This is a genomic window from Breznakia pachnodae (assembly GCF_030814225.1).
GTDB lineage: Bacteria > Bacillota_I > Bacilli_A > Erysipelotrichales > Erysipelotrichaceae > Breznakia > Breznakia pachnodae.
Window position 1 is genome coordinate 357,647 of sequence record NZ_JAUSUR010000004.1, and the last position, 21,802, is coordinate 379,448.

The following is a 21,802-nucleotide window of genomic DNA, read 5'->3' on the forward strand; positions in this document are numbered from 1 at the left end:
TTAAGACCTCCTTTATAACAAGAAGAAACTTGCTAATCCCAAATAAATCAATAATGCGACAACATCGACTAATGTTGTAATAAGCGGTCCTGCCATTACAGCTGGATCAAATCCTAGTTTTACAGCAATCATTGGTAATGTACATCCAATTAGTTTTGCTACCATTACGGTACACATTACAGTAACCGAAATTACAATTGATGTTTCAATATCAACCATTCCCATAAATATTAGTACTCTAAAGAAGTTCACAACTCCCATGGTAACACCACACAGAATTGCTACACGAAACTCTTTAAACCATACCTTAAAGATATCATTTATTTTCAGTTCACCCAACGCCAACGCACGAGTAATCATCGTACTGGATTGATTACCAGCATTTCCTGCTGCATCCATTAACATTGGTACAAACACCGTCAGATAAGCTACTGTACTTAACTTTTCTTCAAATATCATTAGGATATTTCCAGTAAAGGTTGCACCAATCATCAATACCAACAACCAGACAATACGGTGTTTATACATACTAAGTACACCAGTTTCCAGATATGGTTCATCCGTCGGTTGTACCCCACTCATCTTATGGATATCTTCGGTTGCTTCTTCATGAATTACATCAATAATGTCATCATAGGTAATGGCTCCAGCCAGTTTACCTTCATCGTTGATAACAGGAATTGTTGATATATCATACTTTTGAACTAACTGTGCAGCTTTTTCCTGCTCATCATTCGTATGCACATACACCAAATCCGTATCCATCGTATCTTCAATCTTGTCATCATCATTCAAATACAATAACTGCTTTAATGAAATCGAACCAATCAGTTCTCGCTTGGTATCCGTGATATACGCATAACCCAAGGCACGATCAATATTCTTTAGTCGACGAAGTCGCTCAATCGACTGCAATACTGTCTCATTACGTTTTAAAGTAATATAGTTTGTATTCATAATCGATCCACACGAGTCTTCTCGATAGTTTAATAACTTGTTGATTTCAGCACGTCTTGCTGGCTTAATATTCTGAAGCACACGCTTCACAATATTTGCTGGCATTTCTTCCATAAAATCAACGATATCATCACTGTATAAATTATCCAGCATTTCCTGAATCTCTGGTCCAGTAAATGACTGTATTAAATCTTCTTGTTTATCATGGGGCAAATAGGAAAATATTTCACTCGTGACATTCTTTTTTAATGTCTTAAATATGAACAATGCTTCATTCATATCCAGTTGGTCTACTAATTCACTCATATCTACAATGTTATAGTCATTAAACATTCGACGTAACTCTTGTACATTCTTGTGATGAATCAGGTCTTTCAACTGTTCTACTGTTACATTTCTATTTTCCATAACTGCTCCTCCCCGGGTTACTTCATAATCTTGAAGATAACACCGTCTGTTTCTACATTTTCCGCCACAATCTGATAATGACTCGCTTGTACAACTTTACTTACAATTGATAGTCCTAACCCAAACTGTCCACCCTCGCCTTTTTCATAAGGTTTAAATAACGTCTTCAGACGTTCTTCATCAATCTGTGGTCCATCGTTATAAATACACAACTGATCATCATCCAGTGTAATAACGATTTGCGTTTTCGCATAACGAAGTGCATTCTCTAAAATATTCTCAACACATACGCGCCATGCTTCCTCCGTACCTCTAAATAATGAAGTCTTCAAGTTTGTTTCAATTTCAATCTCCGGACGAATTACCTTAGAGTTTAAAACAACTGTAGATACAACATCTTTCATATCACACATAACATCTTCATTATCCTGACTTAGAATATATTCCACACGATTCATAAACAATAAACTGTGAACCTTCTTTTCCAAACGGTTCGCATTATCAATAATGACATCAACACTCTTCTCCAATGTGTCATAAGGATAAATACCATCTTTGATACTTTCTCCATAAGACTTAATTGTTGCAATCGGAGTCTTTAAGTCATGTGATATATTATGAATCATTTCTTCCTTTGTTTTTTCCTGTCGAGCAAGTTCATCACGCATACTTACCAGTGCGGATGCAACTTCACCAATCTCATCTCGACGATGAACATTTAACTTGGCATCTTTTCCAAGCTTCACTTTTTCAATATAATTACGAATCTGATTTAATGGACGAATAATATTACCCACCCACAACATAATAATTACAAAGAACAAACCAACCACAAAGATTGTAATATCCATTACAATACTTACAAACGTTGATTTAAAGTTATTCATATATTGATTATTCAACAGACTGACCATAATAATATCGTCATCTCCATTTAAGAAACGAATACTGTAATAGGTATACGTCTTATCTGGATAGTTATAATCAATACTTACATTCTTATAATACATACCAACTGGTCCTTCACCAATTGATTTCAATGCTCTGATGTTATGATATACGTCTTCAAAAATATCACTTTGTTTGATATTTTTTTCGTCACCAATGATACTGATTTCTTCATCATCTAATTCAAAGAAAAACGTATCGACATAAGCATTTCCCTGACTTGATAAATCCGTGGGTTCAATATTCAGTTCATGGTAATAGGACAGTGAATCCTGTACTTCTCTTAACTGATTGAACATCTGTTCTTCGGTATAACGATTTACTGTATTATTTATAAAAATAAGAAAGAAAATCGCAAAGAACGAAATAAAACTGATGATTAATACAATCAGTTGCTGGGACAAAGAAAAATTCTTTATCCAAAATCTAGAATTCTGCATTATCCTAAACGGTACCCAAACCCATAAATTGTATGAATATTCAGATTCGGTAATTTCTTACGTAATCTTCTTAACGTATCATCAACAACACGATCACTACCAAAATAGTTGTCTTCCCACACATTCTCCAAAATCATCTCTCTGGAGAAAGCGATACCCTTGTTGCGAATAAACATCATCAGCAAGTCAAACTCTTTGGTTGTAAGATCGATTTCATGGTCTCCTTCAAATACTTTTCTTTGTACTTCATCCAGTTCATAACCATCAATCTGAATTCTACTTGATTCCTTATAAGCACGTTTCATAAGGTTGTTGACACGTAACACCAATTCTTTTGGTGAGAATGGTTTGGTGATGTAATCATCACTACCTTTTTCTAATCCAATAATACGGTCAAATTCTTTATCTCTCGCACTCATAAAAATAACGGGTATTTCGCTTCCCTGGCTACGAATTTCTTCCAGCAAGTCAAACCCACTTTTATTGTCAAGCATGATATCTAAAATCCAAAGATGTACATCATCATCATTTACATGAGCATATGCTGAATCATATGTTAAATATGAGCGTACTTCGTACCCTTCTTTTTCTAAATATCGTTTTACTAGTTCATTTAAATCTTTTTCATCTTCAACTACACAAATTACTTTTTTCATATGAGTCACCTCTTATAGTCCTATTGTACCAAAATTATGTGATAGTAAAAAGGACTTTTTACAGTCCTTTCGATTTAATAAATTCTACCACTCGATTAACATGACGTTCACACAAAGCATCTGTTTGTGCTTCTACCATAACTCTTACCAATGGTTCGGTTCCACTTGGTCTCACCAAGATTCTACCATCGCACCCAAGTTCATCTGCAACTTCTTGAACAATTGCATTTAAACTTTCGTCTTCAAGTGCTTTTTCTTTGCTGTTTACTGGCACATTAATTAAAAGTTGTGGATAAATAAATAAGTTTTCACTCAACTCTTTTAATGACTTGTTGTACTTCTTCATTACTTCAAGTAACATCAACGCACTTAAAATTCCATCTCCAGTAATTGCATGTTTTTTAAAGATAATATGTCCTGATTGTTCTCCACCTAAAATGTAATCATTGTTTTCCATTTCTTCAAAGACATATTTATCTCCAACTGCTGTTTGTTTATAATCAATTCCTTCTTTTTCCAATGCTTTATATAATCCAAGGTTTGCCATTACCGTAGTAACAACCATATTATCTTTTAATTCTTTATTATCTCTTAAATATTTTGAACAGACATATAAGATATGATCTCCATCAAATAATTCACCATCTTCATTAATTGCAATTAATCGATCTGCATCTCCATCAAATGCAAATCCTACATCGTAATTTCCTTCACGAACCAATTCTTGCAAACTTTCAGGATGTGTTGATCCACAGTGATAGTTAATATTTACTCCATTTGGTGTAGAGTGAATAACCTTAGTAGTAATTCCCAAATCACTGAAGATATCAAGCGCACAAGATGTTGCACTACCATTTGCCAAGTCTAAAGCAACACGAATATCTGATACATCCAAATCAACAATTCCTTTTAGACGTGATTCATATAACACTAATCCATCTGAGAAATCAATTGCTTTCCCAATATGATCATCACTGGCAAATTCTACTGTACTGTTTCCATCCATGTATTCTTCAATTAAGTCTTCAATGTTGGCATCCATCTTTTTACCTTCAAAGTTGAATAGCTTAATTCCATTGTCATAGTAAGGGTTGTGTGATGCACTAATCATTACTCCACAATCAAATTTCTCTTTTTGAATTAAGTATGAAACACATGGTGTAGGACATACACCAATTAAGTATACATTTGCTCCTGTACTAATTGCTCCTGCAGAAATTGCCATTTCAAACATATCACTTGATAAACGTGTATCTTTTCCAATTACAATCTTTGCTTTTCTTTGTTTTCCAAAATAGTATCCGATGTATTGACCAATTTTTACTGCCATATCCAATGTCAGTTTATCATTCGCTCTCCCTCTAACTCCATCTGTACCAAAATATTTTCCCATAATAATTTTTCTCCTTGTCTCTTTATTCCAGTTCTACTTCTATGGTTTTATCATTTAATGTGTAAAGTATCAAGATATTCTTTTTCTTTACACTTAATTGTACCGAACAGACATCTGCTGTACAATCACTTAAATCTGCGACAACTTCAAGGTCTGATGCCTTGATACCTTCAATCATACTTTTGATTCCCTTAAGTTTGATACTAGTTTTATAGTTCGCTGAATTTTTGACACTCATACCTTCTGGTATATTGGTGAATTTTATTGGAACATCATTTACGGTCCTACTTTCAGCAGCACCAAACTTCACATCTACTTTTAAGGTTACTGAATCACCTTTCACTGATGTATCTGAAGGTAGCTTCAGCGGTACGGTAACACTCTTTGTACTAATATCTTCGGTGATATTAGTAAGTGGTACACTCACTGTAAGTTTACTTATTTCATCAAGTACTTCCTGAGAACCATAAAGCGTTACTTCCTTTTTATCCAGTTCATACGATTCAATTGATATATTATCTGGAAGATTACCAGTAAACTCTACTTCAAGTGGAACATCTTTATGATAAGATGTTACCTTTACTTTAGCCGTTACCTGACTAGGAATAATATCTACATCAAGTAGTTCCCCAGTTTGTGAGTAAGCAACAATATCTGCGGATACTTCAAAGTCCGCTTTCTGGTCACTTACATCAATCAATGCCTTCACATATGCAATCTCATTCATTCGATCTTCACTCGCACGAATCAGTACATCATTCTGTGATAATTCAGGCGTTGACAATGTATAAATATTATCGATTTTATTCGTATTCGTATATTCATAACCCAGTGTAAAACTACTTGTTGTTTTTCGTTTTACGGTAACCACAACTACATTTGGTTCCACTGTTACATTTACTTTATCCGAGAAGTTCACCGGTTCCAGTTCTACTTCATAAGTTCCTTCCCCAAGCTCTGCAAGATTTGCACTTACCCGGTAATTGGATTGCTGTTGTGATACATATTGCACATCACTGGTATCACCGGTTACAGTTACATTCACTGTATCTGGTAATCCTTCCACTTCATAAGTGTTAGAACTAATATTAGATGTAACAGCTACATCTTTCAGTTCCACTGCCTGTTTTAAGTTATTGGTGAAGATATTGCCTTCTGCACCACTTTGGACAATTACACAAATCAGAGTTGCCAAACAAAGCGCAACTAACTTTCCATAACGATCATTAAATAAGATTCGCTCAATCCAATTGGAAACAAATCGAAATCCTTTTAGAAATGCATTCTCTACACTACTATATGTACGTTTAAAGGATTCGGAATGTTGCGCAAAACTCTTTTTGTTCGATTCGTCTCTTGGAGTTTTATTTCTATTTCTCAGCATCATTCTTACCTCCTTTTTTTGGAGTCTTTTTTGATTTATTCATTACGATTGCATCCGCCTTAATCTTTTCTTTATGTTTTGCTTTTGCTTCACGTCTTTTCTTTCTATCTGCTTTTGAATCTTCCTGAATTGGTGGAAGTGCTTCTGCTTTTACCGGTTCTTTCTTTTGTTCACCTTCATCAGAAGAGTGAATTGTCATAAGTAAGAATACTTTTAACTCTTCTGCACTCATCAGGGTTAACTTTCCTTCTTGAGCAATTGAAATATTTCCTGTTTCTTCTGAAACAACAATTGTTACACTATCCGTAATTTCACTGATTCCAACTGCAGCACGGTGACGTGCTCCATAATTAGATGGAAATTCTCTTACAGTTGGTGGGAAATATGCACTTGCACAGGCAATCTTATCACCTTGAATAATTACTGCTCCATCATGTAATGGTGTTCCAGGTACAAAAATCGAACATAACAATTCTGATGTAACATCAGAATTCATAATCGTTCCAGTACGAATGTAATCAGCAAGTGAATTTGTCTGTTCCAGTGAAATCAATGCCCCAGTTTTACTTTTAGAAAGCGTAACTGCTGTTTTTACCAACTCTTCAACCAGATGTTGTCGTTGGTTTTCACTTAATGTCGCCAAACTAGAAAAAACCGTCGTACGTCCAAGTTTTTCAAGTAGTGAACGTAACTCCGGTTGGAAAATAATGAATATCGCTAAAAATCCCCAGTTCAAAAACTGAGTAGTTATAAATTCAATGGTTCTTAATTCCAGGGTCTGTGCCAGCCAGTTTACCAAGAATACAAAGATAATCCCTTTCGCAATTTGAATCGTTCTAGAATTATTCTTTATTATTTTAAGACAATAAAAAATAATTACAGCAACAACGCCAATATCAAGTGCTAGTTTTAAAAACGAAATAAAATTGTCAAGTGTTAGATAATTCAACATATAGCACTCCTTTTATCTGTCTAATTATATCATAAATCATATGTATAATTAAAGGCTCATCAATAACGATAAATACTCAGCAACATCTTTTACACTTACTTCACTATGTTCTTTGATTGCATCAATTGCATGATTTAAGGTTGCACCATGAAATGCTTCAATCATACAAATATCATTGTATGAGTCACCAATACTATATACGTTATCTTCACTTACATTTTCACGTTTTGCAATATGACGCAATCCATTTTCTTTACTTGCACCTTTTGGGACAATATCAACACAATTCAGATTCGTAAATGCTTCTGCTTTATCACCAAAATTTTCATTTATGTAAGCTGCTAAAACATTAGCTGCTTCCTGCCCATTAAAGTTTACTACAATCTGTGCAACTTTCTTATTCGCTAATATTTCTTCCATACTAATTGTAGAAGGTGCATTATGCAAATCATCTTCTATTTTCATTTTCGCTACTCTTGAACGATTTACTCCATCATTCAAAACATAACCATTACATTCAACCGTTTCAATATGTTCAACGATTTTTTCTACTGCATCGAAATCCAGTAATAACATCTGTTCAATCTCCAGATTTTTATCTAAGATAACTCCGCCATTATTACAAACCAAGAAGTCGATATCTAATCCTTTTGTTTTTATTTCCTGACGAATTGTAGTTGTACTTCTCCCAGTTACAATACCAAACAGGTTCCCCTGTGCTCGCCATTTCTTAATCATTTCTATATTCACTAATGATACTGCACCATCTACTTTTAAAGTACCATCATAATCACTACCCAAAATTTTCATTTTGTCACCCATAGCCTTTCTTATCTATTATACTACAACCATGCATTTTCAAAAGAAAAAAAGCACACTTTATATGTACTTCTTTAGTCTTTGATTTAGTTGCGCAATTGGTAAACCAACGACATTGCAGTAATCTCCATGCATTTCTTTTACAAATAACTTACCTAACCCTTGAATTCCATAGGATCCTGCTTTATCCAATGGTCTGGCAGTTGTAATATAACGATTGATTTCATCATCACTTAACTCATAAAAGGTTACCTCAGTAACTTCATGAAATAATTCATTATTATCTTCATGACAGATTGCCACTCCAGTAATTACTTTATGGGTATGCCCACTTAGCATTGACAACATTCGATAAGCATCATCTAAATCTTTTGGTTTCCCTAATATCTGATTCTCGTATAATACCACTGTATCGGCACCAATAACCACAGCTTGCTTATGTTGTTTCGCAATTACACTTGCTTTCTGTAAGGCAAGCTGTTCAATTGCCTGTTCTACTGGAAGTGATTCATCAATTACTTCTTCAATATCACTAACTTCAATGGTAAAGTTGATATTCACACTTTCCATTAATTCTCTTCTCCGTGGTGACTGACTGGCTAAAATAATCTTCTTCATTATTTAACAGTCTTTACCCATCCATAAGGGTCTGCTTTAGTACCCCACTGGATACCTGTTAATTCATCATATAGTTTACAAGTTAACTCACCTGTTTTAAAATCATTGATAATTTGAACATTTCCTTTGTAGCTAAGTTCGCCAATTGGAGAAATAACCGCAGCTGTTCCTGTACCAAAGGCTTCTTTCAAGCGTCCATTCTTTGCATACTCCATTAAATCATCAATATCTAGATGACGTTCACTGATTGTATAACCCCAGTCTTTTAATATTTGAATACAAGAATCTCTGGTAACTCCTGGTAGTACACTACCTTCTAATGGAGCAGTAACAATTTCATCATCAATAACAAACATTGCATTCATCGTTCCAACTTCTTCTACATATTTACGGTGTACTCCATCAAGCCATAAGACTTGTGTGTATCCCATTTTCTCTGCTTTCACTTGTGCAGCAATACTTGCAGCATAGTTTCCACCACACTTTGCAAATCCAGTACCACCAACAACTGCACGTACATATTCATCTTCAACAAATATTTTTACAGGGTTTACACCTTCTGGATAATATGCGCCTACAGGACTTAAAATAATAATAAATTTATAAGCTCTGGCTGGATGTACACCAACTCCTGCTTCTGTCGCAAAACAGAATGGTCTTATATATAATGATGTACCTTCTGCTGAAGGAACCCAATCTTTTTCATAATCGACAATTGCTTCTACTGCTTCCACAAACAGTTCTTCGCTTACTTCTGCCATGCAAAGACGTTCATTTGAAGCAATCATTCTTTTCGCGTTCATCTCTGGACGGAAAATTAGAATCTGATCGTGATTGCGATATGCCTTTAACCCCTCAAAGGTTTCTTGTGCATAGTGCAATACCATACTTGCTGGATCCATTGGGATTGGCCCATATGGCACGATTTGAGCATTGTGCCACCCTTGCTCAACTGTGTAGTCCATTACAAACATATGGTCTGTAAAGTAATGTCCAAACCCCAGATTTGATTCATCTGGTTTATTTTTTAATTGTTTGGCTCTTGTTATTTTGATATCCATTAGGAATTCCCCCTTTTTTTCTTTTAATATTACGCCTCTTCATCTATAAAAACAATACTTGATATAACTTTTTATGCTTTTTTAAATACCAGATACTAAAGATTGCCAGCCCAAAGTAAACTGCTGCAAATCCACCCACAATACGAATGATCATTGAGAAGAATAATTCCTCTGGTAACATTCGAATCATAAAATCGGTTCGTGCATCAAGCAACCATAAATCATTACTGAAGAATACATGATGGAACCTGGTCCAGAAATCGCCAAAGTCCACAACTGCATACATTACAATAAATAATAAGAATACTAAGGATACCATCATCATGCGCAAGTAACTTGTGGTGAAGATTTCTAAGAACTCCGGTTTATTATCAAAGAATAAAATTAGAAATAAGATAACTCCCATCACTGCACTACATCCTGCAACTATTCCAGCATTCTTATAAAGATTTCTCACATCAATCATATGTGTGTATTCTTTTTCATTAAACATTGATATCTCGCCACCTTTATAAGTAACCTCCACATCAATATCATCGCGTTTTCCCTGTAAGTAATCCAAAAGTACATCCATACTCTTAATATAATCTTCACTGGATACATCCATTGATTCGCTAATATTAAGTTTCTCGTCCTGTTGCTTATAAAAATTGATTGAAAAAGCATTCAATTGAATACTTGCAAACAATACAGCATATATACATAAAAGGCTGGCAATAAAGCCAAACACTACTTTTAGTTTATAGTTCATGATTCACCTCCCATCTATTTTACTACAAACTTCACGCGTTGCGTAAAAAAAGTGGTTTATTCAACCACTTTTAAGCTACTAATTCACAAACAATATACTTTTCTTTCCCATTATCAAATGTCAATGGTGTATAGAAAACCACTCCATCTTCAACCAAATCATTCTGCATTGATAAACGATAGGTTTTTCCTCTTTCCAAATCAAGTTCAAATTCCATTAAATCCGTTTTATACGTCTTATTAGAAACCATTCCTTGTACATATTCAGAGAATCTTCCTTTGATTACCCGCTTACCAGGTTCTACTGGAATGTAGCGTTCTCCTTGTTTATCAAGTTTTCCTTCGGTCATTTTAACTTTTACTCCATCAATAAATAAATTGTCAGAATAGTAAATCAAAATTGCTTTCGACTGCAATTCTTCCTGTTTCTTGTTTTCTCCCTTTTTACGTGTCTTACTACCAATAACCAGAAATACAACCATTAGTACAATCGACACCCCAAAGAAAGGGATTAATATTCCAAAACCGTTATCCATAACATCATCTCCTCCAATAAATTAAATATATATACTATCTTTAAGACTGATAAAAGAGGAAAAAGGTTCAATTTATTCAACAGTTACCGATTTCGCAAGATTTCTAGGCTGATCAATTTCACAACCTCTCAAGTTAGCAACCTGATAAGAAAGCAGTTGTAATGGAACTACAGTAACAATTCCCTGCAGCATCATATCTACCTTAGGAATCTCTATTTTATAATCATAATAATCTTCACTAACATTCAAGCCTTCACGAACAAACAAGATTACATTTGCACCTCTTGCTTTTACTTCTTTGATGTTACTGATTGTTTTTTCAAACAAACGTTCATCCGTACAAATTGCAATCACTGGCGTTCCTTTTTCAATCAAAGAAATCGTTCCATGTTTCAGTTCACCAGCTGCATATGCTTCACTGTGAATATAGGAGATTTCTTTCAACTTTAAAGAACCTTCCATTGACAATGCATAATCCAATCCTCTACCTAAGAAGAATACATTTGAATGACGTGAAATAATCTTTCCTGCTGTAATGTACTGTTCATCCTTTAGTAGTTCGTTAAGAATATCTGGCAGACAATGAATCTCTTCAATAATCTGATCAATTTCTTTTTGCGTAATACGATTATGAATATATGCAAGATTTAATGCAATTAATGATAACAATGCTACCTGTGTACAATAAGCTTTGGTTGTTGCTACAGCAATCTCAGGTCCAGCCAGTGTATAAGCTACATATTTTGCTTCTCTGGCAATACTGCTTCCAACTACATTCACAATCGCAAAGGTATCAATCCCCTGTTCTTTCGCTAATAATAATGCTGCTAACGTATCTGCCGTTTCTCCACTTTGCGATACTAGTAATACTAATGTATCTTTACTTAATATTGGATCTTTATAGCGATACTCACTGGCAATCTCGACATCTACTTTTACTCTTGCTTTGGTTTCAATTAATGATTTTGCAATCATTCCTGCATACATCGCAGAACCACAAGATACAATATGAATTTCATTATACTTAGATAAATCAGGTAAGTTCTTTACCAAATCCTGAATATCATCTTTGATATAAGCAGCCATTGTATCACGTACTGCTCTAGGTTCTTCATGAATTTCCTTCAACATGAAATGTTCAAATCCACCCTTTTGAATATCGGCAGCATCCATTGTTGCAGTTAATACTTCATGATCCATTTCTTCTTTATTTAAATTATAAATATGTTGTGTATCTTTATTTAATACTGCTATTTCATCCTGACCTAACAAGATATATTGTTTTGTATACTTTAAGATTGCTGGTACATCACTGGCAATAAAACTTGCCCCATCTTTTAATGCAACAATCAATGGTGAATTTCTGCGCATTGCATACAATGTATCTTCATCATCACAAAAGATGATTCCAAAGGCAAATGATCCTTTGAATGCTTTATTGGCAGCAACTAATGCATCCAACTTATTATGGTGTTGTCTATACATATAATCAATATATGCAGATGCTATTTCACTATCCGTTTCTGAATCAAATACATAACCCACTTGTATCAATTCTTCTTTTAATGCTGCATAGTTCTCTACAATTCCATTATGAACCAAGGTTACTGCTCCATGATGATGTGGGTGTGCATTCGTTTTACTTGGTATTCCATGCGTTGCCCATCTTGTATGAGCAATTCCTAAAGTTGAAGAAGGAATCTGATGACGTTGCAGTTTATCTTCTAATGATGCAACCTTTCCTCTTGTCTTTGTAATTCTTACTCCAGTTTCTTGTAAGGTTGCGACTCCTGCTGAGTCGTACCCACGGTACTCCAACGACTTTAAGCCGTCAATTAAAACACTATTGGTGATCTTTTCAGATCCTACATAGCCTACAATTCCACACATTTAGTTTTTACCTCCACTATTAAAAGACCTCTTTAAAAGGTGTTCGCTTAGTGCTGAAATAACTTTTGTACCTATTATCTTGTCTTTGTGTTATTTCTATCGATTCACTATAACCGCAGTAGCACCCGCCGAATATTTCGATTACTACTGTCCTCGTCAACAGCTAAGCTGTCCTGGCGCTCATTGCTGTCGATTTGCAACAGCAACTGTGTTGATTATACTAAATAAATAATAAAAAGTCTATCTTGTGAAAGATAGACAAAGTTTAATAAATTGTTTTATAGTGATGAAAATAACTATAACGAGCTTTCTCTAGTGAAATCTTTGTACCATGAGCTGGATAAAAAATTTGAATATCTAACAGCAATAATGAATACCAAGAATACATTAATTGTTTCTTATTATCCACAAATGGCGGCAGTACATTATCACCAATAACATTTGTCATGGAATCACCTACTATGGCAATTTCACCAAACACCAAAGTTATGGAATCCGCACTATGCCCTGGTGTATTGAATACTGGATTTTGAATTCCAAAGTAATCACGCCATGGCAGTGTTTGAATATCACGCACATCAAAACATGGTGGAAACTGATTCCAGTTCTTAGATAACCTTGCAAGTCGCTCAACTAATTTACTGTATAACTTTGCACCTTTTGGCACACTACAGTATCCACCTAACAGTGGATAGATTGCTAAACGATGTGCATAAATTGGACACCTGTAATAATTTTGAAAATATGCAGCATTCTGTGCATGATTACTATGAGAGTGAGTTAAGATAATACAATCCAATTGATGAACATGATGCTTTTTAAGAAAACTAATAATTTTCTTTCGTTCTCTTTTTACTCCTGTATCAATTAATATACTTCTATCTTTACTCTTTAATAAATAACAATTGCATCTGATAAGTGATATACAGTAAATACTATATCCATTATATGTACTGATTTTCATAAGTTCCTCCATCTTGTGAGAATTCTTATTCCTATTATATACCTATTTCTTCTCTTCTAAAAGAGCTGACTCTGCATGCTTAGAACGATAGGTATTAATAAGACTTCGTATCATAACATAAGAAGGAATCCCTGCTACAGTTCCAATAAGTCCAAAGAATGTAGAACCGACAAAAATCACAAACAGTATCACCAGTGGATTCATTTCCAACTGCGATTTGTAAATTCTTGGTTCAATCAGATATGGATCAATAAATGATGAGAATGCAATAACTCCAACTGTTCCTAACACAACTCCCTGTCCTTGAGATATACCAGTTAATAATGCAATTGCATTTGCTGTTAATGGTCCTACATAAGGAATAATAACTGCAAACACATTTAAGATTGCTAAAATCATCCAGTTCTTGTGTCCAATCAGATAGAATAGTAATCCATAAATTGGAAACTTAGAAATCATAATAAGTCCAAATGATCCTAAGAATTTTTGTAGTTCATGGTCTGCATTTCTTACATAATCAGGAAGTGATGGGTTAATAAATGTTAATACTTTTTTCGTTCCTTTTCTGATTGGTTCATCATAAAGCATAAAATAAATTATTAAGATAAAACTAAACATCCAATATACTACACTACTAATTAAATTAATGATAACAGTAATCATTTGATTACTTAATGTCATAAGCAATGATTGTAAGTTATTAAATAAATCTAAATTCTTTATATAATCCATCACACTCTTTTGAAGATCTAATTTACTTAATACATTCGTATCAATAAGTTCAAATAAAGAGTTTGCACCTTGTCCAACATAATCAGCCAATAATGCAAATTGACGAATTACTTCTGGAACAATAAACACAAGACAAAGAATAATGATTCCTACAAGACATAAAATGGTAATCAATACTGCAAGTCCACGTTTGTGTACATACTTTTGTATCTTATTTACAAACGGCCGAAGGACATATGCAATCATAAAACTTAGCAAAAATGGCATAACTGCAGTAACAAACAAATCAACTGACCATTTCCATGATTCTGTTGTTAATTGCAGTAATGCAACAATCGCCAATATTAATGTTATTGAAATTAACACTTTTATTGAATTTTTATCTTTTAAGATTTCTTTCATCTTATCTATTATCTTTTTCATATAGTCTCCCTTAGTTCTTCTCTCATTCTATCAAAGCTTAGGATGGTTGTAAAAAGCTATGAACTACTATTTTAACACTTTTCTTAATAAATGTAATTTACAGTAGTTGTTTTCTTCGTTTACTATACCAAGATCTTCATATCCATTACGTAAGAAGAACTCTAAATTTCCGTTTGGGAATGTACTTTCTTCATCACTAATCACATAGACATCTTTATATTCATTACATAAATAGTTTTCTAATTCCTCTAGTGGTTTACTCTTATAATCATAGGAATCATCACAATCATAAATACAGGTAATAAATGCAGATTCCTTGTGTTTAGGTATATCATAAGGAACTAGCATACTTGAAAGATACTCTACTCCACCAAGTAAACGGTTTTCATTATCAACATTTAAAAAACCATAAATATCCTGGTTACTATGATGTAAGAATGTTGCTTTTCGCTTACTACTATCCGCATTACAGCTACCACTACACTGACTAGCTATATGACAATTCATATCTGTTAGAGGGATAATCCTTTCAAACGCTACCTGAAACGATATAACAGGTATATAGGGCTTTTCTTTAGGTAATTCACTTAGAAGTAACAAATCTAGAAAATGGCGTCTCAGCGGGCTAAAATAGCGATGTTGATTATTCACTACAATGAGTGTAGGAAAAAACATATGTTGTTCTTTTGCCAACATTTGATTTTCATTGATATCATAAATATTAATATCTAAAGAATCCTTGTATTCTTCCAATAGTTTCAGCATCTCATTATTTAGTGGACACTGATAAGACCAGTAATAAAAATCCAGTTTCATAGTAAACTCCTTTTTAATATTATACTCAAAACCAAGTTAATTTAACATCTTAAATATATCAATAAAATATCTTTTATAATATATATAAATAAATATGTGAAATTAACTGAAATTAATATTTAGTGAACGATTATTTAAAATTAAGCATCTAAATTATGTACGCATTTTTTGAGTGCGGTTTATGAAAGAGAGGCAACATTATGAAAAGAAGGGCATTTCATATTACTTTAAGTCTACTAATTATATGTACAGTATTTGCATATGGAAAAGAAGATCTCAGGGCAACAACAAGTTATGATCTAAATAATGGATCAATTGATATCGTCACAAATGGTAGTGATATAGATATCAAGCAAAACGGAATTACCATTGATACTATTTCACCAAGTGAAACAATCGCTATTACATCAAGTGTAGCTACTACTAACAATAATCTAGAAATTGATATTACTGGTATCAGTGAAGAAGTAACAATTAAAATGACGAATGTAAATATTGATGTAACTGGAAGTAAGTTAGCTGCAGTTGATATTACTGGAACTGGTAGCATTCGTTTTGAATACGAAGGAACTAATTCCTTTAAAAGTGATGCAAAGATTGGTGCGGACATGGCAAATGGTTTCAGTACCAAAGCAAGTGATGGTATTAATCTGACATTTGCTGGTAGTGGTACTACAACATTTACTGGCTACAATTGTGGTGTTTACTTAAACAAAGGAGGATTAATAATCGAAAGTGGAACTATTTCAGCAATTTCTAAATATCCTACACCTGATCTCATGGGAATGGGAATTTATGGATTAACTGCTTCATTGACAATTAATGGTGGTGACATCTATGCACAAGGAAATACAAATGGAATCTATGCAGATAGAACAATTACCATCAATGGTGGTACTATCGAAGCTGTGGGAAATGTAAATCGTGGATTGTATGCGGTTAGTAATTTAGTTATCAATGGTGGTGTTTTAGATGCTATTGGTCCATCCATTGGAATTCAAGCAAACGTAGCTACTACTAATTACACTAGAATCAATGGTGGTACAGTTACTGCCAAAGCACAAAATACAAGTAATGATTGGGTGCTTACAGCAGATAATCTTACTGTGAATGGAGGAAGTATCCTAGGCCGTTTTCCATCTAACATAACTCCAAAAAATACAAATGGAGATAGAGTTTATTTAACTACATTAACTTTAGAAAATTCAATTCAATCACTTATTACAAATTTAAAAATCGATGGAATTGATGGTGTTACAAGTAATGCTACAGGATTAGCTTATGGAATCAATGATGTTTATAGTGATGCAAGTGGAAATCTATACTTCTACTTAAGTGAAGCAGACGACAAGCAAATTACAGTATATGATGAAACACCTTCTCGTTACCAAAATACATTTGATCGAGTAAATGATAATACCAATACTGCAACATTATTTATGGATAAAACAATAACATTCCATTATCAAGATAGTGACGGAAATCAAAGTGCTATTTACAATGTAGGTTATGGTAATACATTCAGTGAAGAAAACCCAACATTTACTAATCCATCAGGATATATCTTTGATGCTTGGTATTCATCATCAACTGGAAACGTGGAATTTGATTTTGATCAAACAATTACATCAAACCAAGATGTGTATGCACAATACACACCAATTAATTTAGAATTAGTTGCCCCTTTACTGCCTGATGCGGTTGAAGGACAATACTATTCTGTAACATTACCCAAAGCAATTGGTGGTGTGCCTACTATCACTTACGAAGTAACAAACCTACCTGAAGGATTAACGTTCAATCCAAATACATTAGAAATAACTGGAACCCCTGTAAGCAGTGGTGAGTTCACAATTACTTATATTGCTACGGATTCTCATACTACAGCACAAAAGGTTTCTGTAAATACAACTTTAAAAGTTTTAGATTCAACTGAACCAAAGGATAATATAAAACCTCCTGTAACGGATAATGAAGATAACACTACAGACAATGGTTCTAATGATGATGGCAGTACGATTACCCCACCAGTAAAAGACAACGACTCATCTACATCAAATGATGACTCAGATACTACAATTATAGGAAAACCATCAACATCCGTAACTAGTAACACAAACACAAATAATTCTGCTATTTCTCCTACAACTGGAGATACAACAAACCAAACGCAATTATTTATTATGTTAGGTGCTGCTGTAGCTATATTGGCTGCTTATGGATTCTACAGAATGAAAAGAAAAAATAAATAAACTATACGAAAATAGTACATATCACAGCAATTGTGATATGTACTATTTTTTCTATTCTTCTATTTCTAATATCTTATAATTTGGATAGGCTTTTTTCAAAAACTGATCATCATATACCGTATCGCAAACTCTATCAAGAAAAGTATCTGGTGCCTTCCCCTCTAAACGTTCTCTTTGTCGTAATAATGCTGTACCAGAAATTACTATATTAAAAGACATAAAAATCAATAATCCTATATACAATAATTTTGCTGGTTGATAAGGAATTTCTTCTATGATTTTAGAAAATATTGGATAGATTACATACATCACAAGCATTCCACCAATTCCCCACACTAACATAAATGGTACTGTAGTTCTCCCACCTATGTTTAAAACTGCTTTTCCATAACTCCAAGATTTTGAATGAAAAATATATTCTTGAGCTAAACTCAATAGATATTCTATGGCTCCACCAATCAAACAACTAAGACTATAATTTGCAACCCATTTACGTTTCTTATAATTCTTACCTAGAAGAACGACAAATGAAATTGCACCAAGACCATAGACTGGATTAAATGGTCCATAGATTAATCCACTTCTTCGAACCCAGACATTAAACTTAAAAAACTCTAAAAGTTGCTCATAGTAAGTCCCAACTACGCAACCCACTACAAAAAATAAAAATATCTTGGCAAAACAATATCCTTTCGCAAATACTTTGTTTTCATTTTCTTTCGTTTCTGCTTTTCTCAGTAGTTCCATAAAATCACCTCATGTTCTATAGGACCCCTGCAACAACACTTACCATTTGTTTATACATTATAAGTTATTTCGATTAATAATTCAATTTATACAAATGAATTTACATAACAAGAAAATGATTTCTAAGAAATCATATTAAATACAAAGATTTAATACCAGGTACCTTTCTTGTGGCCCTGTAAGGTTATTCTCTTCTTTATCTTTCCTGATGAAAGGTGGTACAATAAAGACTTTAGATCAACCCTGCTCCATTTACACGCAATGAAATTCCATCTACAATACCGACCAGACATCTTCCATTAGTGACTGCATTAATATTGTAGTTCCATTTTGTGCTTACTCATTTATTAACATTTATTTCTTTTTATCCTAATTATTTTATAGAACTTCCCTAATTAATAAAAAAACTCACTTCTATATTATTTATACAAAAGTGAGCTTAAATTCATTTAATAATTCTATGCATCTAAATCATTAGATGTCTTTTTTCTTTTCCTAAACAATTGAATAACTACAATTGAAACACCAAGTGCTGAATACAATATATTTGTATTCGTATTATCACCTGTTGCTACCGCTTCCTTCTCCTTGGCAATGATTAACACTTTGTCAGGTTCAGGTGCTACAGCAGGCTTTTCAGGTTCTGGTGTTGGTTCTGGATCCGGATCAGGAATCACAGGCTCTGGATCTGGCTTTGGTTCAGGAATAATAATTGGTGGCTCTGGGATAAGTACAATTTCGTCTTTCCAGATTGCATACAATTCAACATCTGTTTGAATTGATGTAATTGAATCAAGAGCTTTATAACTGTCTCCACTTCCATCCGCTTCTGTATTCCATTCCACAAACTCTGCTTTTGCTTTTACCAGATTTCCTTTTCCTAAGACGATTACATCGTCACCAGCATAGTACTGCTTTTGATCAACAGGCACTTCCCCACCAGTTGCACCATTTTCATGGTATGTCACAGTGTATGGTGCAATTAGGTTGATGTCCTGAACTACTACTAGTGAATATGTCATATTGGCATATAACAATCTTTGCCTTTTGGTTACTTTATATCCACTTGTATAAGTAGCACCTTCCATATCTGTCCAACTCATTTCTGAACCAGTATCATTTACAGCTCCATTAATAAGGACTGGATATCGAGATGTTATTGCACCATCATTTAAACTCTCAAATGAGGTAATTGGTGAAACACCATCTAAATCCACAGATACATTAGGAATTACTACATCAGTTCCTTGATATTCATTTGCTTCTAGATAAATTACTTGCCCTTCAAAATGAATTACACTCGTAAACGGATTTGTAATTGATGATAAAGGACTTATGTCAGTAATATGATTGTTTGCTCCATTGATGATACCTAAATCGTAAGTATTCATTCTGGTAAGTACACTCATATCATAGACATTGTTGTTATCAAAATATAGCGATTCAAGAGCTGCTATATTTTCAATTGGATTTAAGTCACTAATGGAATTAGAACTCATCCATAATGTTTGAATTTTTGTCAGATTTCTTAAAGGTTCAATACTTGAAACCGCATTGCTGTTAAAGTGTAAGTCAGTTAGATTTGCTAATCCAGCAACTGGGCTTAAATCTGAAACCTTGTTGTAACATTGATTGAATGATAAATATTTAAGATTTGTTAATCCGCTCAATGCTGAAATATCTGATACACCAGTTGAATTAAATTCTAAGTAAGTTAAATTACCTAAATTTTGAACTGGTAAAATAGAAGTAATTGAATTGTTCGACACTGACAGTTTTTGTAAACTAGTAAAATTACTAACTACACTAATGTCACTTAATCGATTATTATTTACTCCAAGTTCAATCAGACCACTCAGTGATGCAATTGAACTAATATTAGAAATCTGATTTGAGTTCAGATATAAATACTGTAAACTTGTAAGGTTGTTTACAACACTTACGTCACTAATTTGGTTACTATTCAAACTAAGTTTTGTTAGTCCGTTTAGATTTTGAAGATGTTCCAAAGAACTCATTCCTATATTATCTGCCATTACCGTTTGTAATGAAGTATTATTAGAAATTGGTTCTAGTGAAATTCCACTGTTATTGGAAATATCCAAATATGTAAGGCTAGTTAAACCTCGTAAAGACTCAATAGAATTAATCGAATTACTAGCAATAGTTAAACTTTGCAGACTTGTTAAATTTTCAAACCCTGTTATATCTGTGATTTTATTTTGTTGTAAATTCACAGTACGTAAACGAGCTAATCCAGTCAGTTTAGAAACATCACTAATGTTGTTATTAAGCACACTTAAAGAACTTAGATAGTTTAAGTTTTGAATTCCCTCTAAATTGGTAATTCCACTATTATCTAATTTCAGTGTTGTGATTTTATTTAAATCATTTTGGCTCACACTAGCAGTGCTACTGGTTCCCAATGCTCTTGCTACTCCTGCTGCCAAATTGGCATCAGGAAATATTTCATTGATTGGTTTTGTCTGATCTATTTCATCTGCATAGTATTGATTACTGTTGGTAATTGAGATAAACATTGAAACTAATATTACTACTATGAATAATGCTTTCTTATCAATAAGCTTCAGTTTCATTACTCTCTCCTCTCATTAAATGAAGAGTAATAAAATGAATAGAAACTCTACTTACTCAACATATGAAATTATTCGCATGTTACTTTAATTTCGTAATCTTCCTTACCATATGGGTCTTTAGGTATAATTTTGATACTTTCAGATTCTTTATCACAAGAACTTCCTAAGTTTTTCATGATTTTCTTGCTATCTAGTTCTGTTACTTTTTCAATGCTATCAATTGATGTTCTCAACCCATCTTCCGTATATGCAGATAAAAAGGATTCACGTTCTTCTGAACTTTTTCCTAGTGTCAAAATATCATATAAATAATCTTCATAGTATAGTTTGGCAAGTTTTGACATTTGTTGTTCGTTTTCTTTTTTCGCACTTTGGTCCATTTGGTTTTTTAAGAAAAATCCTCCAGCTCCAACTACAACTACGACTGCACAAATGATAATAATTAGTTTCTTTTTCATA

Annotated in this window: 19 protein-coding genes; 1 reads left to right on the forward strand and 18 read right to left on the reverse strand. The window is 33.5% G+C overall.

What is annotated here, in order from left to right; translation table 11 throughout:
• Positions 1-12 precede the first annotated feature (12 nt).
• The 15 genes from mgtE to J2S15_RS12815 all read right to left on the reverse strand — a co-directional run bounded on the left by mgtE (position 13) and on the right by J2S15_RS12815 (position 15,747).
• Complete coding sequence (mgtE, locus tag J2S15_RS12745) at positions 13-1,365, reverse strand: magnesium transporter (RefSeq protein WP_307408902.1); 1,353 nt, start codon at positions 1,363-1,365, stop codon at positions 13-15.
• Between the two features lie 17 nt (positions 1,366-1,382).
• Positions 1,383-2,753 (reverse strand): HAMP domain-containing sensor histidine kinase, encoded by a 1,371-nt coding sequence (locus tag J2S15_RS12750; protein ID WP_307408904.1) that lies wholly within the window; start codon positions 2,751-2,753, stop codon positions 1,383-1,385.
• Positions 2,753-3,409, reverse strand: a complete 657-nt coding sequence (locus J2S15_RS12755; protein WP_307408906.1) for a response regulator transcription factor — start codon at positions 3,407-3,409, stop codon at positions 2,753-2,755. Before J2S15_RS12755 ends, J2S15_RS12750 begins: the two co-directional genes overlap by 1 nt.
• Before the next feature lie 58 nt (positions 3,410-3,467).
• Positions 3,468-4,802 carry a phosphoglucosamine mutase gene (gene glmM, locus J2S15_RS12760; RefSeq protein WP_307408908.1) on the reverse strand — a complete coding sequence of 445 codons (1,335 nt, stop codon included), beginning with the start codon at positions 4,800-4,802 and terminating at the stop codon, positions 3,468-3,470.
• Positions 4,803-4,824: 22 nt separating this feature from the next.
• Positions 4,825-6,186, reverse strand: coding sequence for a CdaR family protein (locus J2S15_RS12765; RefSeq protein ID WP_307408910.1), 1,362 nt, complete (start codon positions 6,184-6,186; stop codon positions 4,825-4,827).
• Positions 6,173-7,138 carry a diadenylate cyclase CdaA gene (cdaA, locus tag J2S15_RS12770; RefSeq protein WP_307408911.1) on the reverse strand — a complete coding sequence of 322 codons (966 nt, stop codon included), beginning with the start codon at positions 7,136-7,138 and terminating at the stop codon, positions 6,173-6,175. Before cdaA ends, J2S15_RS12765 begins: the two co-directional genes overlap by 14 nt.
• Before the next feature lie 48 nt (positions 7,139-7,186).
• Positions 7,187-7,948, reverse strand: a complete 762-nt coding sequence (locus tag J2S15_RS12775; RefSeq protein ID WP_307408913.1) for an HAD-IIB family hydrolase — start codon at positions 7,946-7,948, stop codon at positions 7,187-7,189.
• A gap of 69 nt (positions 7,949-8,017) precedes the next feature.
• Complete coding sequence (locus J2S15_RS12780; RefSeq protein WP_307408915.1) at positions 8,018-8,575, reverse strand: Maf family protein; 558 nt, start codon at positions 8,573-8,575, stop codon at positions 8,018-8,020.
• Positions 8,575-9,636: a branched-chain amino acid aminotransferase gene (locus J2S15_RS12785; RefSeq protein WP_307408917.1), complete on the reverse strand. Its 1,062-nt coding sequence runs from the start codon at positions 9,634-9,636 to the stop codon at positions 8,575-8,577. Before J2S15_RS12785 ends, J2S15_RS12780 begins: the two co-directional genes overlap by 1 nt.
• A 43-nt stretch (positions 9,637-9,679) precedes the next feature.
• Positions 9,680-10,387: a TIGR01906 family membrane protein gene (locus J2S15_RS12790; protein ID WP_307408919.1), complete on the reverse strand. Its 708-nt coding sequence runs from the start codon at positions 10,385-10,387 to the stop codon at positions 9,680-9,682.
• Between the two features lie 70 nt (positions 10,388-10,457).
• Positions 10,458-10,922 (reverse strand): hypothetical protein, encoded by a 465-nt coding sequence (locus J2S15_RS12795; RefSeq protein WP_307408921.1) that lies wholly within the window; start codon positions 10,920-10,922, stop codon positions 10,458-10,460.
• Between the two features lie 72 nt (positions 10,923-10,994).
• Positions 10,995-12,812, reverse strand: coding sequence for a glutamine--fructose-6-phosphate transaminase (isomerizing) (gene glmS, locus J2S15_RS12800; RefSeq protein WP_307408923.1), 1,818 nt, complete (start codon positions 12,810-12,812; stop codon positions 10,995-10,997).
• A 265-nt stretch (positions 12,813-13,077) separates the two neighbouring features.
• Positions 13,078-13,776 (reverse strand): MBL fold metallo-hydrolase, encoded by a 699-nt coding sequence (locus J2S15_RS12805; RefSeq protein ID WP_307408925.1) that lies wholly within the window; start codon positions 13,774-13,776, stop codon positions 13,078-13,080.
• A 42-nt stretch (positions 13,777-13,818) separates the two neighbouring features.
• The gene (locus J2S15_RS12810; protein WP_307408927.1) at positions 13,819-14,931 is read right to left on the reverse strand and encodes an AI-2E family transporter; all 1,113 of its coding nucleotides are present in this window, start codon (positions 14,929-14,931) and stop codon (positions 13,819-13,821) included.
• A gap of 66 nt (positions 14,932-14,997) precedes the next feature.
• The gene (locus J2S15_RS12815) at positions 14,998-15,747 is read right to left on the reverse strand and encodes a hypothetical protein (RefSeq protein ID WP_307408928.1); all 750 of its coding nucleotides are present in this window, start codon (positions 15,745-15,747) and stop codon (positions 14,998-15,000) included.
• A gap of 200 nt (positions 15,748-15,947) precedes the next feature.
• Here J2S15_RS12815 and J2S15_RS12820 point away from each other — a divergent pair, with 200 nt between their 5' ends.
• Positions 15,948-17,999, forward strand: a complete 2,052-nt coding sequence (locus J2S15_RS12820) for a putative Ig domain-containing protein (protein WP_307408929.1) — start codon at positions 15,948-15,950, stop codon at positions 17,997-17,999.
• A 51-nt stretch (positions 18,000-18,050) separates the two neighbouring features.
• Here J2S15_RS12820 and J2S15_RS12825 read toward each other — a convergent pair whose 3' ends face one another.
• The 3 genes from J2S15_RS12825 to J2S15_RS12835 all read right to left on the reverse strand — a co-directional run bounded on the left by J2S15_RS12825 (position 18,051) and on the right by J2S15_RS12835 (position 21,801).
• Complete coding sequence (locus tag J2S15_RS12825) at positions 18,051-18,746, reverse strand: putative ABC transporter permease (protein ID WP_307408931.1); 696 nt, start codon at positions 18,744-18,746, stop codon at positions 18,051-18,053.
• A 458-nt stretch (positions 18,747-19,204) separates the two neighbouring features.
• A complete protein-coding gene (locus tag J2S15_RS12830) occupies positions 19,205-21,343 on the reverse strand; it encodes a leucine-rich repeat domain-containing protein (RefSeq protein WP_307408933.1) in 2,139 nt (712 codons plus the stop codon).
• A gap of 68 nt (positions 21,344-21,411) precedes the next feature.
• On the reverse strand, positions 21,412-21,801 hold the full coding sequence (locus J2S15_RS12835) for a hypothetical protein (protein ID WP_307408934.1): 390 nt from the start codon (positions 21,799-21,801) through the stop codon (positions 21,412-21,414).
• Position 21,802 lies beyond the last annotated feature (1 nt).